The organism is Pectobacterium sp. PL64, assembly GCF_022477975.1.
Classification (GTDB): Bacteria; Pseudomonadota; Gammaproteobacteria; order Enterobacterales; family Enterobacteriaceae; genus Pectobacterium; species Pectobacterium jejuense.
In genome coordinates, this window is record NZ_CP092070.1 from 611,916 (window position 1) to 629,387 (window position 17,472).

Annotated in this window: 2 protein-coding genes; one reads left to right on the forward strand and one right to left on the reverse strand. The window is 56.4% G+C overall.

All coding sequences use genetic code 11. The features are described from left to right. Positions 1 to 413 precede the first annotated feature (413 nt). Positions 414 to 15,023 (reverse strand): Ig-like domain-containing protein, encoded by a 14,610-nt coding sequence (locus HP572_RS02710; RefSeq protein ID WP_240584725.1) that lies wholly within the window; start codon positions 15,021 to 15,023, stop codon positions 414 to 416. Between the two features lie 739 nt (positions 15,024 to 15,762). On the opposite strand from HP572_RS02710, the gene HP572_RS02715 reads away from it, so the two are divergent. Then, positions 15,763 to 17,409 carry a multidrug ABC transporter permease/ATP-binding protein gene (locus tag HP572_RS02715; RefSeq protein ID WP_240584726.1) on the forward strand — a complete coding sequence of 549 codons (1,647 nt, stop codon included), beginning with the start codon at positions 15,763 to 15,765 and terminating at the stop codon, positions 17,407 to 17,409. The last annotated feature ends 63 nt before the right edge of the window (positions 17,410 to 17,472 follow it).

Here is a 17,472-nt window from a genome sequence, read left to right on the forward strand (position 1 = left end):
AAGGAGGGAGAGCGCGCGCTGGCAAAATGCGTTAATACCCCTTCCGCTCTCCCTCTTCGTCATATTTCTATGCTGCTGTTGAGGTTGTTTCGTGCGCGATAATGGCGCTATTTTTATGCTACCTCGTAGCACGCGCCCGACTCGGGACGGCTCAAACGCCGCTCGCCCCGAGACCCCAGGCTTTTGGCGGAAATTATGCCGCTGGCGCGGTGCCTTCGGCGGTATCAGGTTTAACGGACCGCTTGCGACACGTTCCCGACGTGGCGCAAGCTTTCGCCGCGTCCATGCGGCTCATCCTAAACCTGCTATCTCCTCAGCATAATTTTTTACGCCGGATAGCGATAAAATCCGCGTTGATCTCCGCATTTGTGTATAAGCAGCAGCCCTTGATCGAGCCAGCGCTTAAAACACCGTTACACCATATTGACGAGCAGGCCTTGCTGCACCAGTACATCTCCCAGGTTGTTGGCGTTATCCAACGATGAATGGTGGTAGACGTCGAAACGTTGGCCATCAATATCGCGCTGTCCTACCGTACTCCACGCCCCTTCGCCCGGGATCAGGTTCACCTGATTGCCTTCGCCCCCGACGATCAGTAAGTCATCTTCTGGGTGGTCGGTGACATTCAGAGCGCGGTCGAGATCCAGTGTGATGCTGTTGGTGCCGTTTTGGCCTAAATCGAAAATCTCCACGTTGTCGATTTTCAGCCCCAGCTCGGTGAGATCCAGGTTGAGCTCGGTGCCATCCAGAACCAGCGTATCAATGCCGTTGCCGCCATCGATCTGGGTAAAATCGAGCGTTGAGAGCGTAATGAGATCGTCGCCTTCACCCCCTTCGACATCCTCGCCCGTTTGCACACTGCCGTCGGCCAGATTGATAACGACGCCACCGATGGCATAAACGCTGTCTTCCACGTCGGTGCTGGCGCTATTGTCGATGGTGTGCGTCTCGCTGAGCGCAGCTGCCGCCACTTTCGAGCTGACATTAAGGGGTTGTACCTCGGCATTTTCCCCGGTATCGAGCGGTTCGCTGGACAGTGACGCCACCTGCGCGAGGCTGCTATCGTCAACGTCCAGTGCCATCATGCTCATCAGCGGTAACCCGAGGGCGATACCGGAGGTTAATCCGGCGGATACGCCGGTGAAGTTACCCGCCTGATCGGTGACGGAGGCTTCAACCGCCGTTCCCAGCAGCGCCGTCAAAATCGCGCCAACGTTCAGGACGTTGATCCCCAGTAGTGAACTGGTGAAATGCGCGCTCCACTTACCATCAGCACCGACGGTACCCTGTAGTGTCTGGCCGAGCAGCGTGACGGTCACCTTGGCACCCTGCTGCACGTAGCGTGATGTCCCGCTGACGGTGACGCCGTTTGCCAGCAGGCCAACGGTATTGCCAATTAGCGACCCCACCGCATCAATGCCCAACTGCGGCAACTGGTGCGTTTTCACGATCACGTTGCTGCTGGTGTTGTTGGTGTTGCCATAGCGGTCAGTGACTTTGACGCCGACGGACAAATTGCCATCGGCGATGTTGAGCAGGTTAGCGCTCGGTACGCTGATGCTCCAGGTGCCGTTGCTGGCGACCGCGGCATTGAGCACGAGCCCGCCCACGGTCAGCGTGACGCTACCGCCCGCCGCGTTGGTTGTGGTCCCGCTGATGATCTGGTTTATGCCTGCTTCGGCCAGATTCAGGTAACCGTCCCCGCCAAACAGGGAGCCGAGGCTGACCGTTGGCAGCGTGTGAACGCCCACGCCGATGGATGCCCCCGCGCTGGTACTTTTTCCTGCCGCGTTGGTCAGAGAGGCGTTGAGGGAAAGCGTGCCGTCAGTCAGACCGTTGAGATCGAGTGACGGCAGGCTGACGGACCAGCTACCGTTGCTTTGCACCACGGCAGAGTAGGTCTTGGTACCCAGTGAGATCTGGATCGTGGAACCTATCGCGTTGGTACTGGTTCCGCTGATGATCTGACCTGCCGCTGCCTCGACAGCATTGAGCAGGCCGTCACCGCCAAAGAGCGGATTGATGGTCAGCGTCGGTTGACCGTTAATCGCCACGCTGACGGTACCGGTTTGCGTGCCGACGTTACCTGCTGCATCGACCAAACGAACGCTGACGTTAGTTACGCCATCCGCAAGGGCTTTCAGGTCGAGGCTAGGGACTGGCAGGCTCCAACCGCCGTTTGCACCAACCGTTGCCGTGTAGGTTTTACTGCCCAGCGTGACGTTGATCGCGGTGCCGGCTGGCACATTGGTCGTGGTCCCGCCGATGAGCTGGGTACTTAACAGGCTAGGAAGATCCAATACACCATTGTTGAACAACGGGTTAAGGGTAATCGTCGGCGGCAATATGGCGATGTTGAGGCCTGTGCTGATACCCGTGCTGTTGCCTGCCGGGTCGGTTACCGTGGCACTGACGGTGAGGTTGCCGTTCGCCAGGCCGGACAGTTGCAGCGGCGTGACGCTGGTGCTCCAGGTGCCGTCACTGCCAACGGTCGCGTTCAGCGTCAGGGTGCCGATGCGAATCACAACCGCCGATCCTGCGACGGCATTAGTGGTGGTGCCACTAATCGTCTGCGTCAATGCGGCTTCTGCGGCATTGAGGAAACCATCGCCGCCAAACAGTGAGCCAAGACTAATCGTCGGCAGCGTTTTGGCAATAATATTGATGGCGTTATTGACCGTGCCGATATTGCCAGAGGTATTCGTGATCGACACATTCAGCGTGGTGTTGCCATCAAGCAGCGTGCTGAGATCGGACGGCTGTAGTGTCAGACTAAACGCGCCACCCGCCCCGACCGTAGACAGGAAAGTTTTACCGCCAAGGGTAACCGCAACCTGCGATCCGGCGCTGGCATTGGTGACCACACCACTGATCGTTTGTGCCGCCAGCGCTTCTGCCGCGTTGAGGAAACCATCGCCGCCAAATACCGGGTTCAGCGTAATCACTGGCTGGGCGAAATCGAACTTGATGCCAGCATTGCCGCTGGCGCTATTGCCCACGCTGTCTGTTGCGGTCGCGGTCACGGTGAAATCACCGCTGCCCAGCCCTTGCAGAATACCCAGTATGCTTGGGGTAACCGCGGCGCTCCATTTGCCGTCCAGACCGACGGTCGCGGTGACTGTCTGTGAACCCGCAATGCTAAGCGTAATGGTTCTGCCTGCCAGACCGGTAGCTGTGCCGCTGAGGGTTTGGTTGACCAGCAGGTCGCCCAGATTCAGCAGGCTATCGCCAAAGGCCGGATTTAGCGTAATGCTCGGCAAGTTCTTGATGACCGTCGGGACGTTCACTATCTGGTTGGCGGTATTGCCTGCATGATCGGTGACCGCGACGCCCAGCGCCAGCGTGCCGTCCTGCAAGGCTTGCAGATCGAGAGCTGGAACGGACAGGCTCCATGCACCGCCTGCACCGACCGTAATTCCAGTGTAAATTTTAGTGCCCAACGTCACGGCGACCGTTGCGCCAGCAGCGATATTCACATTGCTGACGATACCGCTGATAATCTGGCTGGTCGCGGCATCTGCCGCATTCAGCGCGCCATCCGTGAAGGCCACAACAGAATCAATGACTGGCAGGGATTTCAACACGTCAATGTTGACCAACTGATTCTTCACGTTGCCGTGTGAATCGACAATATCCACACTCACTTGCAACAGTCCGTTGCTCAACAGACTGAATCGATCGGCAGGTATCGAAATACTCCAGGCCCCGTTGGCTCCAACGGTGCCTTCCAAATCGGCACCGAGTCCTTTAATCACGACTTTGGCGCCCAGATAGTTGCCGGTCGCGTTACCGCTGATGACCTGCGTCACCAGTGATTCGGCCATATTGAGGATGCCATCGTTACCGAAGATATCGGTAATGCCTGCGCCGAGCGTTTTGTTCAGAGCAACGTCCAGCGTGACATCAAGGTGTGCGGAATTACCCGCCGTATCGGTCAGCGTCACGCCGATGACCTGCGGCCCGTCAATCAGATTTTGCAGATTGGCGGACAAGATTGGAAGACTCCAGTTGCCGTCGAGGCCGACGGTTGTGGTACCCGTCAGCGGCCCGGCGGTTAAGGTGACGGTGGCACCGACTTCGCCTCTGCCGGTAATCGCTGCGCCCGCGACGGCTTCAGCCAGCGTCAGAATGTTGTCATCGAACAGCGTGACGCTGAGCAACGGGGTATCGGTATCAACGGTAATGACCTGCGTATCCGTTGTGGTATTGCCACCTTTATCGGCCAGCGTCGCGGTGATGACGTAGCTGCCGTCGGCCAACTGTGCCAGATCTGCAGCTGGCACATTGACGCTCCAGGTGCCGAGGGCCGAAACCTGAGCGCTGTAGGTTTTACCGTTCAGGACGATGGTGACAATTTGTCCCGCCTCTGAGACGGAGGCCGTACCGGTAATCGCCTGCGCGGTGCTCATTTCAGCTGCGTTGAGCACATTGTTTGTAGCCAGGGAGACAATATTCAAATCGGGCGCGACGGTATCCACGATGACGCTTGTGGTCAGGGTCGCGTCATTTGATGACGCCGTTACGCTAATCGCCCCCTGACCGGCAAAGGCTGGCAGGGCTGGAATGGTAATGCTCCAGTTACCGTTGGTGTCGGTGACAGGCGTATATGTCGACGAACCGATTTGAAGATTTACAGCAGTCAGTGATGACGTAGGCCCGATAGATCGCCCAGAGATCGTGACGCTGCCATTGATCTCGACGGCATTGATGATGTTGTCGGTCGAGATGGGGTTAATGGTCATGATGGGCTGAGTTTGCGTCAGGTCAACAGCAAAGTTAACGCTGGATGCTGGCGTTGGGTTCCCGGCCCGGTCCTGCGCACTGACGGAAAGCGAATAGGTCGTGTTGGACAATACCTGGAATGCAGAAGAAGGGAGGTCAACGCTCCATAAGCCACCGTTGAGAATTTTGGTTTGGTAGTCCAGACCATTCAGTCTGACGGTCACGTTCTGGCCGACCTCTAGTCCGGTCGATGTCCCACTGACGGCCTGCGTTGCCCGGCTTTCCGCATAGGTAAGACCGTCCAGACCGGCGAAGGTTGAAATCGTGATGGTTGGTGAGGCCTGAATCGCGAGGTAGGCCTGAGAATTCAACGTGCTGCTGTTACCGAGGCTGTCCGTGGCCGTGATGCTGATATTTTGCGTACCGTCAGCAAGCAGAGAAAGCTGGATTGGGGTGAGCGTTGCGGTCCAGACTCCCCCGCTAAGCTGTACGACAAGCGGTTGTCCGCCAAACGTGACGCTCACGTTTACCGCATCGCCCGCGGTACCGCTTAGCGTCCTGCCCGCCAACGTAGCGGCTTCCGCGATGCTCATGTAGCCATCGTCAAACGGCGTATTCAGCGTGATGGTCGGTGGCGTGAGATCGCTGTTAAAGACGATCGGCGCGGACCCTACGTTGCCAGCCGCATCGACGGCGGTGACGGTGATGGTATGCTGGCCGTCGCTCAGCGAGTTCAGCGCGTTAGGAGGCAGCGTAACGGACCAATTGCCGAGACCATCCACCGTTGCGGTGTAGCGAATGCCGTTGAGGTCGATCTCCAGTTTAACGCTTTGCCCGTTGCCACCAATCTGCGTGCGGCCAGAGAAGGTCAGTGCGGATGCGGCTTCGGCACCGCTCAGAATATTATCGATACCGAACGGCACCACGTCGATAATCGGGGCGGGCAGCGTCTGCGCCGAACTCACGTCGAGCGAGGCGCTGGTATTGGTATTGCCAACCCAGTCGGTGACCTTGACGCTAATGCTGTAGTTGCCTTCGGTGAAGATCGCCAAATCGGCAGGGCTCAGCGCTCTGGACCAGCCGCCTAAGCCGTCAGCGGTGGCGGTAAAGGTGGTGTCGACCAGCGTGGTTTTATTGGTCACCGTCACGATGACTTCCTGACCCGCGCTGGTAATGCCGGTTTTACCGGTCAATGTCTGGATGGCCTGAATTTCAGTGGCGTTCAGGATGCCGTCGCCAAACGGCAGGTCCAGCGTTGCCACGGGCAGGGTGGTGGTCAGCACATTCGCCGTGGCTGCTGTGGTGCTGGTGTTGCCCGCCGCGTCTGTCACGATGACGGTGAAATTCACCGTGCCATCCGGCAGGTCGATCAGCGTCTGGCGGTCCAGCGATAATGACCAACTGCCGTCGGCATTCACCGTGGCGGGGAGGCTGGTGCCGTTAATGCTGACTGACACGGTTTGCCCCACGTTGCTGGAGAGCCCCGTTTGCCCAGACAGCGTCGCGCCCGGCTGCGCATCAGCCAGACTCAGTTTACCGTCGCCGAACGGGGTATCGATCGAGGCGACAGGAACGCCCACAATGACGCTGGAGAACGTGCCGCTTCCTGACCCGGTATTGCCCGCATGGTCCGTGACGGTGACGTTGATGGTGTGTGTGCCGTCACCGAGTGAAGCCAAATCGGCGGCAGGTAACGTCACACTCCACTGGCCGTTTGCCGCGACTGTGGCGCTGTAGGTGGTGGTTATCGTGCCGTTGGTAATGGAAACGGACACGCTCTGACCAGGATCGATGAGCCCCGTTGTGCCCGTCAGCAACTGGTCCACCGTGCTTTCCGCCTGATTTAGCACGCCGTCAACAAACGGTGTCGCAATACTGATGGCAAAATTGGTGTGGATGACGACATCCAGCGTGCCGCTCGCACTACCGGTATTGCCTGCGCTGTCTGTTACCGTCGCGCTGACCTGCATGTTGCCATCTGCCAGAATGCTCAGCGCATTGGCCGGAATCGTAGCGCTCCACAGACCGCTCGCGAGCGTCACGCCCGTCGTGGTGTAAGTCCCTATCGTGACCTGAATCACTGTCCCGACGGGCAGGTTGGTGTAACTGCCGCCAATCGTCGTTGCCGTCGCCAGCTCCGCGATAGTCAGGACGTTATTGTCATAGAGCGAATCCAGCGTCAGCGTCGGGAGCGACTGCGTTTTTAACGTGATATTAATGCTGGCGGCGCTGGCATTCCCTGCGCCGTCAGTCACGCTGGCCTCCAGCGTTTTCACGCCGTCACCCAATGCCAGCAGGTCGCTTGCCGCAACGGTGATTTGCCACACGCCGTTACTATCAGAGACCACGTTATAGATTGCCGTACCGACTTTGATCGTGACCAGAAGGTTCGCTTCGGCCTTGCCGCTCAGCGGTAGTCCGGCTAGCGCGTCCGCCAAACCAATGTCGCTGGTGTCAACCAACATGTCGATGGACAGCAGCGGTGGGACGGTATCGACCGTGAACGGATGGGTAGCCGTAGCCGAGTTCTGTGCGATGTCGTTGACCGTCGCGGTAACATCCTGATTGCCCTGCGGCAAATTTTGCACATCGCTAGCGGGAATGGTCGTGCTCCAGCTACCGTCAGCGCCAATGGTCGCCAGATACGTTTTGCTATTCAGCGTCACCGTGACACGCTGTCCCACTTGGACATTCGTCGTTGAACCAGAGATGAGCAGGTCAGACTGCGTATCCTGCGCGCTGACGATATCGTTACCCGATAGGGTGGCGATGGTGATGGCTGGCAGGTTACCCGCATCGGTGATGACGGTAATGCTATGCGTTGCTGAACCAGGGTTGCCGCTCACGTCCGTTACGCTAGCACTCACGGTTTGTTTACCGTCAGGGATGTTGCCGACATCCGTTGCAGGAACATCTACGCTCCAACTGCCATTCGCACCCACAGTGGCGAAGTAAATTCCACCGTTGAGAGTGATGGTAACTTGCTGGCCCTGTTCTACATTCTGGCTGCTACCGCTGATGGTCAACGGCTGGCCCGATTCGGCCAGATTGAGGTAATCATCGGTCGACAGCGTGGCTATCGTCAGAGTCGGTGCTTTAGCTGGGTCGGTATCCAGTGTAATCGAATGGCTTACCGTGCCGATGTTGCCAGCCGCATCGGTCAAGCTGGCGGTGATTGCCGTGATGCCGTTCGGCATGTTTTGCAGGTCGCCAGCAGGCACGGTGACGCTCCAGGTGCCATCGGCCTGCGCTAGCCCCTGATAGATCTGCCCGTTGATGGTGACGTTAACAATGATAGGGCGGCCGCTGTCGTTAATGGGCGACGTACCGCTGATCTCCAGCGGCAGCAGGCTTTCCGCGATGTTGATGATATCGTCAACGCCAATCGGATTGATGGTCAGCACCGGCGGGGTCAAGTCAACGAAGGCGCTGCCCTGAACGGTAGAGGTATTGCCTGCCGCATCGCTGACGGTAACGGAAATATTTTGTATACCGTCTGCCAGCGCGTTCAACACGCTCGGTGACAGTTGCATGCTCCAGTTGCCGTTGCTGTCAACCGTGCCGGAGTAGACTGTGCTGCCGATGGTGACGCTGACGGTTTGCCCGGCTCCGCGCAGGCCCGTCGTGCCGTAGAGTGTCTGCCCGGCCTGAGCGTCGCTGAGATTCAGATAACCGTTGCTGAATGGCATATGCAGCGATGCCACCGGTGGATTGTGGATGCTGATGCCCAACTGCTGCGTCCCCGACAGGGCATTTCCCGCCTGATCGACCGCCGTGACGTTAACCGTGATGACGCCATCCCCCAGCACTTGCAGATCGCCTGGCTGAATGGTGGCGCTCCAGGTTCCGTCTGGCTGCACTTGTACGGTGTAGGTTTTCCCGTTGAGGATGACGTTGACATCCGTGCCCGCCGCGACGTTGACGGCACCGCCGTTAATCGTAATGCCGTTTGCCGCTTCCAGCACGTTTAGCTGGTTATCCCCGGTGATTGGCGTAATAGACAGCCCACTCGCGTTAGTATTCACCGTGACGGCACTGCTGGATGTTGCGGTATTGCCGGCGACATCGCTCACGCTGACGGTAATCGTCTGGCTGCCGTTAACCAACAGTGCCATGTCGGTATCCGAAATCGTGGTGCTCCAGTTCCCGTTCGATAGAACCTGTGTGGTATATGCCTTGCCATTGAAGCTAATCGTCACCGTCTGGCCTTGCTCAACGTTTTTACTGGTGCCGCTGAGCACCTGGCTGACCCGAGCTTCCGCCCCGTCAATAATGTTGTTGCCAGCAAAAGTACCAATCGTGACGACCGGCGCGTTGAGCGGGCTGGCATCGACCACAATGGTTTGCGTTGTGGTCGTGGTATTGCCTGCGGCATCGGTCAGACGAGTCACGACGCTGTAATTGCCATCGGACAGGTTGCTCAGATCGGCCGACGGAATGGTGATGCTCCAGGTGCCGTCACCGCCGATGGTACCGCTGTAGGTTTTGCCGTTCAGCGTGGTGGTGACCGTTTGCCCCGCGCTAGACGGTGAGGCGGTGCCGGTGAACAACTGGCTGCTTTGCACCTCAGTGCTATTCAGAATGTTGTCGGTAGCAATGTTGCCCGTCGTCAACGTAGGCGGTGTACGCGCCACGGTAACGTTACTGGTTAAGGTGCTGCTGTTTCCGGCTGCGTCGCTGACGCTTACCTGCAATGCGGTGGTGCCATTCGGCAGATTTTGCAGGCCATTCGCAGGCAGAGAAATCGTCCAGTTACCTGCCGTATCTACGATCCCTGTGTACGTCACGCCGCCGAGTGTGGCTGTGACGGTTTGCCCTGATGAGGCGATACCGGTTGTGCCGCTGAGCGTCTGAGTCACGCCTGCTTCTGCGGCATTGAGTATACCGTCGCTGAATGGCGTGTTCAGCGTTAGCATGGGGCTACTGTGCGTGAATACCTCGATCGTACGGCTGCCGCTTAACACATTCCCCGTACTGTCTATCGTTGTGACGGTCAGGGTTGAGGTGCCGTCGGCCAGCGTGCTGACATCGGCTGCCGACACGGTGATGCTCCAGGAGCCATTCGGTTGTACGACGCCGCCGTAGCTTTTTCCGTTTAGCGTAATCGTAACGGCGGTGCCTGCTGCCACGTTCTGGCTACTGCCGTTGACGGTGAGATCTTGCGCGGCTTCGGTCTGATTCAGTTTGTCATCGCCCGCGACGGTATCGATAGCGATACCGCTCAGGGAGGTGTTCACCGTAAACGTTTGGCTAAGCGTTGCGGGGTTACCGCTGACATCGTTGACGCCAATCGTGACGGTATGCGCGCCTTGTGCCAGATGAATAAGATCGACAGATGGCACGCTGACGCGCCATTGGCCGTTGCTGTCAACCGTTGCGGTGTAGGTGTTGTCGCCGAGTGTCACGGTAACACGCTGCCCCGCCTCGACGTTCAGGCTGCTGCCGCTGATGATTTGCGCGACGTTGATTTCGCCCCCGTCGATGATGTTATTGAGCGCGATGGCGTTGACGGTGAGCAGCGGTAGATTGGCCGGATTGGCATCCAGCGTTAATGATCCCGTGCTGGTAGCGCTGTTACCTGACGCGCCAGTCAATGTTGCCGTCAAGGTGTAATTGCCGTCAGCCAGAGCCTGAAGATCGGCGGCAGGAATGGTGGTACTCCAACTGCCGTCAGCCTGAATCTGTGCCTGATAATTTTTGTTGCTGATCGTGACAAGGACGGTACGTCCGGCATCCGATTGTAACGCACTACCAGAGATCGTCTGATCGCTCAGGCTTTCAGCGGCGTTGATGATGCCGTCGTTGGTCAGCGGTTTCAGCGTCAGAAGAGGGCGAACCGTATCGACGGTAATATCGCGAATGCCCTGTATGCTGTTGCCCGCGGTATCCGTCGCTTCTACGCGAATGGTCTGTACGCCGGTTGGCAAAAGTTGCAGGTCGGCGGCGGAAAGTACTGCATTCCAGTTACCCTGATTGTCCACGATTGCCGTATAGGTTTTGCCGTTCAGCGTAACGATGACGCTTTGGCCGCCTCCGGCAATCCCGGTTTTCCCTGTCAGGTTCTGTCCGCTGGCTGATTCGATGATGTTGAGTATGCCGTCGCCAAAAGGCTGGTCAATCGTTGGCTGTGGCAGGTTGTTAATATGGATATCAATATTACGGCTAGCGGTGACAGGGATATCACCAGGGTTGGCGACGCTGGCGGTAATGGTCGCTGTGCCATCCGGCAAGGCGAGCATATCGCTGCTCTCGATTGTGACGCTCCAACTGCCGTTTGCGGCAATCGTACCAATATAGGTCTTGCCATTGAGCGTAACGGTAACGCTTTCTCCCGGAGTAACGTTAACCGTCGAACCTGAAATGGTCAGCGGCTGTGATGCTTCCAGACGGTTGATCTGGTTATCAATCGCGACCATGCTGATGGAGATACTGTCATTATCCATATCAACATTGGACCAGTTCTCATGACTGCCCTCATTCCCTGCCTGATCCGCGACCTGCGCACTGATGGAGACAGTGCCTTCAGAAAGCTGCGCCATGTCTGCGGCGGGGATTTCCACGCTCCACTTCCCACCGCTTTTGATGTCAGCAAAGTAGAACTTGTTGTTGAGAAGAATAGTCGCAACCTGGCCGGTTTCCACGTTCGCGCTGGAACCCGTCAGCCACTGGCTGACTTTGAGATCGGCTGCGCTGATGACGTTATTCTCATTGACGAAAGGATTAACGAATATCGTTGGCTGGAATGCTGGATCCGCGCTGAGCGTAATGGATTTCTCGACGCTGACGGTATTCCCGGCGACATCGCTTAGAGAGGCAGACAGTGTGTAGCTGCCATCGGCCATGCCGCGCAGGGCTGCCGTGGGTAAGTTGATACTCCAGTTGCCATCGCTACCGACAACGCCGGTATAGAATTGCCCATCGAAGGCGATAACGACGGTGCGACCCGCTTCACTGATTGAGGCGGTGCCGTTGACGGTCTGGTTGCTTTGCGATTCGACCATGTTGATAGTGTCATCGCCGGCAAGGGTGCCGATAGTGAGGGTAGGCGCGGTAAAGTCGGTTGGGCTAACAAACGTTTTACCCGCCTGATTGCCTGCGGCATCCTGTGCGGTCACCAATAGCGTGTTGTTTCCTTCCGGTAACTGCTGGAGATCGGCTGCAGGGACGGTGACTTTCCAGTTACCTGCCGTATCAACCGTTCCGGTATAAGACTTCCCGCCGAGGGACAAGACGACGGTCTGCCCTGCGCCGCTGATGCCGGTGTGGCCGGTAATTGTTTGGTTGACCAGCGCTTCTGCACCGTTCAGTGAGCCGTTGCCGAATGGGGTATCAATCGTCGGTTGTGGCAGGGTATGAATGTGGACGCCGAGCGTGTGACTATCCGTTACGGCACCGCCTCCGGCAACAGTCACGCTGGCGGTCACGGTGGCATTGCCATCTGACAGAAGCTGGAGGTCGGCACTGGGGATTTGCAACGTCCAACTGCCGTCTGCAGCAACGGTGGTGGTGTAGTTTTTCCCGTTTAGCGTCACGGTCACCGTCTGCCCCGCGGGGACATTGGCGGTGTTCCCGCTGATCGCCAACGGTTGCAGGGATTCTGCCCGGCTTAATAGGTTATCGCTGGCGATAATGTTGATAGCGATGCTGTCGCCAGACTTATCGACGTTGATATTCTGGCTTCCGCTTGCGATGTTGCCTGCTTTGTTACTCACGTTAACGCTAATGCTGTGCGCACCGTCCGCCAGCAAGGCGATATCTGCGCTTGAAACGTTGATGCTCCAAACGCCGCCGGATTGCACGGTGGCAAGATAGGTTTTCCCATTCAGGCTGATGGTGACAACCTGTCCCACCTCAACGTGGGTGGTGGTCCCGCTCAACTGCTGGCTGACTTTTACTTCCGCGCCATCAATGACGTTATCGCCCGCGAAGTTATTGATGGTGATGGTCGGCGCGGTGGTCGTGCCGCTGTCAATGGTTAGCGGATGGGTAACCGTTGTGGTGTTGCCTGCGGCATCGGTTAGCGTAACGGTCAGGTTCTGGTTACCGTCCGCGATAGCGACCAGATCGGCTGTTGGCAGCGTGACGCTCCAGTTTCCGTCGCTGCCGACGGTAGTGGTGTAGGGTTTACCATTCAGTGTAACGGTGACCGTGCGACCGGCTTCGCTGAGTGATGCCGTTCCGCTGACCACCTGATTGACAGCCAATTCTGCGCCATTGAGGACATCGTCCTGAGCGATAACGGAGACGGTGAGCGTCGGAGGCGTCGTATCCACGGTGATATTCTGCGTCAAGGTTGTTTCGTTGCCTGCGATATCGCGGACAACAATCTCCAGCGCGCTGATACTGTTTGATGGCAGATTTTGCAGCACGCTTTTAGGGATCGTAACCGTCCAGTGCCCGCTTGCATCCACTGTTCCTGTCACATAGTACCCGCCGATCGTCAGGCTGACGGTTTGGCCCCTGCCGATAATCCCCGTTTCCCCGCGGATGACCTGATCCTGCGCGGCCTCGGCGGCGTTTAATACGCTGTCAGTGAACGGTGGTGTCAGCGTAATGGATGGGAGCGTATTGATGTGAACATCCAGCGTGTGGTTAGCGGTGACGGTATTTCCACTGATTCCCTGCACGCTGGCCGTGAGAGTGTGGCTGCCATCTGACAGCAGAAGCAGGTCGGCGCTGGGGATATTCACAGACCATTTGCCATCAGCTCCCGTTACTGCTGTGTAGGTTTTTACTACTCCTGCTACAGTGAGGCTGACGGTAACCGTTTGGCCTGCAGCAACGTTAGCTGTGGTCCCGCTAACCGTGAGCGGCAGCCCGGCTTCAGTGGCATTCAGGCGGTCATCTGTCGAGACGATGCTGATGTTGACCGCCTCGGCGTTGGTGTCCACCGTGATGGTTTGCGGCGGCAGCGTGGTGGTGTTACCTGCTTTATCCGTTAATGACGCCACCAGATTGTAGGTGCCGTTAGTCAGCGCCTGAATATCACCGGAAGGAATAAGTACGCTCCAGGTGCCGTCGCTTCCTACTGTTGTCGTGTAGGTTGTGCCGTTAAACGTTATCGTCACTGTCTGGCCGACATCCGATAAGGAAGCCGTACCGGAGACAACTTGTGAGGACTGGAGCTCATCGGCGGTGAGTCTGTTGTCTCCGGTAAACGGTGACAGGGACAGCTCCGGTGGCGTGGTGTCGACAATAATGGTGCGGTTGACCACGGTGATATTGCCAGCGCTATCGCTAATTGTGAACGACAAGGCGTGTTCACCTTCGCTCAGTGCGCGAAGGTCTGCAGCGGGCACGGTCAGGGTCCAGTTACCGTCTGCATTAATGATCGTGGTATATGTTTTCCCATTGAGCGTGATGGTGACGCGCTGGCCTACTTCACCGGTTCCGTTGAGGATCTGGCCGTTTGCCAGTTCTCCGACAGTGAGATAATTGTCGCCCGTAAATTTATCAACGGTTAGATTTGGAGGCAGGGTATCAATGGTGAGGTCAAGGTTTTTCTCATGGATAACACCATTAGCACCCGGCACGCTCACTGTTAATGTGTAAATGCCGTCTTGTAGCCCAGCAAATGCATCTGCTGGCAGTGTAAAACGCCAAGAACCATCGACGGCTGTGGTAGTGGTGTAAACCACGCCGTTTAACGTGATGGTGACGATTTGGCCCGCACCGATACCGTTTGTATTACCGCTAAGAATGTGGGATTGGCCGATCTCCGCACGATTCAGGATATTATCTTCAGCGAAGGCGTTAACGGTTAAGGACTCTGGCGGTGGCGGGGTTATTGGTGGTTCGTCATTATTGTTCGACGATGCGACTGCGACTGCAGCTCCACCGATGGCGACCGCACCCAGAATACCGCCCAGTGTGGCAGTGGAAAGCGTACTGGTGGTTGTGCTACCAATCAGCAATGACGTCATATCACCCAGCGCGGTATATTCTGGCGTAAGGGCAACGGCTTCCGCCGCGAGTGCCGCTCCTTCTGCCGCTGCTGCGCCGGAGAACTGTGCATGGATGAGTCGGGTGCCATCGTCAAAAACCAGCTCGCTGTGATAACCGGCGGCATCCAGAGTAAAGAAGCTTTCATAGCGGACGGTGGTACCGTCTTTCATGTGCAAGATAAGATCGTTGCCAACACGCTCATAGCGAGACACCACGTCGGGTGTGCCATAGATTCTGACGGTGCTGCTTTCCAGCAATTCGACATTCGTCGCTCCCTGAGGAACGGTGTTGATGAACTGACCACTATGACGCGACAGGATATTTGCATTTCCCGCAATAACATTCATATCTGACATGAAATAGCCTCTTGCTTATCTGCAACCATTGTCTTAATACCTCTCACGGCGGATCGGGACCGGAACGGGAGACGTATGGGGATATGCACCACCAACACAAAAAGAGGGGGGCGCTAAAGCTGACCTGGTTCAGAAACAAAAAGCAGTAGTTGTCAAATATGATTAACAATATTGCTGTGAATCCCTCTTCTGCGGGGATTAGGTTATCGGATGATATTCACCCAATTCTTGATATTTATAGGTGTGGCTTAACTAAAAATCCAACTTTTTTGAAATGTTTTGAAAATAAAAATATGACAATAATCTTACGTATTAAGTGGCTTAGCGACATTGATATTCAAATTAAATTATTATTACACTAATTATAATGTTAAATTACCATCACTTAGCGCACCTGGTGTCACGGCAATACGCTTTTTGTCCACATTTGGGTGAGACGTCGCGGGTTGTTCGCCGTGAGGATGATGTCTTTATCTATATTTGTTGTATCAATTTGTGTTTATTTCTATTGGCGGCAATACATGAGCATTAAACGAGGTATGTTGCCAGCAACGTGATAACGAAGCGTGATGACTAATCACTTTTTCTTATGGTTAATGCTGGCAATGCTGGCAATGCTGGGTGTGGGGTTTGCTGATATGGCATCTGGTGTCACGTTAGATATGAGAATTATTCTTGATATCACAGTCATCCCCATTACACTGCGGGCGATTGTTTTCATCAGAGAGACCAGGTTGTTATGGAGTTGCTCCGCATTGTTTACCAGCAGTACCGTTGGCCCTTTCTTGCCGTTATCCTGCTAAGTTTGTTGAGTGCCGCGCTGGGCATTGGGCTTATTGCCTTTATCAACCTGCAATTGATTGAAACGGTCAATCAGTCGTTGAGCGTATTGCCGCAATTTCTGGGCTTGCTGCTGCTATTGATGGGCGTCACGCTGGTGTCGCAACTGGCGCTGACCACGCTGGGGCACCATTTCGTTTACCGCCTGCGTGGGCAATTTATCAAGCGTATTCTGGACACTAACATTGCCCGTATCGAACAGATCGGCAGTGCGCAGCTGCTTGCCAGCCTGTCCAGCGATATCCGCAATATCACGATTGCGTTTGTGCGTTTGCCTGAGCTGATTCAGGGCATTGTGCTTACCATCGGCTCGGCCGCTTATCTGGCCTGGCTCTCTCCGAAAATGCTGATCGTGACCTCCGTGTGGATTGCGATAACGCTCTGGGGCGGCTTTATGCTGGTTTCCCGCGTGTATCGCCACCTTACTCAGGTGCGGGAAGCGGAAGATCGCCTCCAGAAAGACTATGAAACCGTAATTAACGGGCGTAAAGAGCTGACGCTCAACCGTGAGCGGGCGCAGAAGCTGTATGAAGAGGTTTATCAGGCCAATGCGCAGGACTACCGACAGAACGTGATTCGCGCCGACACCTTCCACCTCAGCGCGGTGAACTGGTCGAACATTATGATGTTGGGCGTGATTGGCGCGGTCTTTTTCATGGCAAATAACCTCGGCTGGGCGGATACCAACGTGGCGGCGACGTATTCACTGACGCTGCTGTTTTTACGCACGCCAATGCTTCAGGCCGTTGGCGCACTGCCGACGCTGCTGAGCGCGCAAGTCGCGTTTAATAAGCTGAAGCTTTTCGATTTGGCGGATTATCAGGAACCGTTCTCCGCTGCGGTTGCCCCTGCCGACTGGCACACGCTGGAACTGCGTGACGTGGTGTTTCGCTATAACGATTCTGGCTTTGAAGTCGGACCGATCAATCTGGTGATAAAGCGTGGCGAACTGGTGTTTCTGATTGGTGGGAACGGAAGTGGAAAATCGACGCTGGCGATGCTGCTGACAGGGCTTTATACCCCGGTTTCCGGTTCGCTGCTGCTGGATAACTGCCCCGTTACGGCGGAAACGCGCGAGGATTACCAAAAGCTATTTTCTGCCATCTTTACTGATTTCCACCTGTTCGGACAGATGATGGGCCCGCATGGAACGGAGCCGGATACGGCGCTGGTCGATAGCTGGCTGGATCGCCTGAACATGCGGCATAAGCTGACGTTGGAGAACCACCAGGTAATGAACTTACAGCTTTCTCAGGGGCAGCGTAAGCGTGTGGCGCTGCTGCTGGCCGTCGCCGAACAGCGGGATATCCTGCTGCTGGATGAGTGGGCGGCCGATCAGGATCCGCAATTCCGCCGCGTGTTCTATCTTGAGCTGTTACCGCAGCTGCGCGCATTGGGGAAAACGATTGTGGCGATCAGCCATGACGATCACTACTTTGAGCATGCCGATCGCCTGCTTGAAATGCATCAGGGAACGCTGTCAGAACTGACGGGCGAAGCGCGTGAACAGGCCTCGCAGGATGCCGTGGCGCAGATTAGTCGATAGTGCAAATCAGCGCGGCGGAATGCCGCGCTGTGAGGGATCACACACCGTTAACATGAAGTCTGA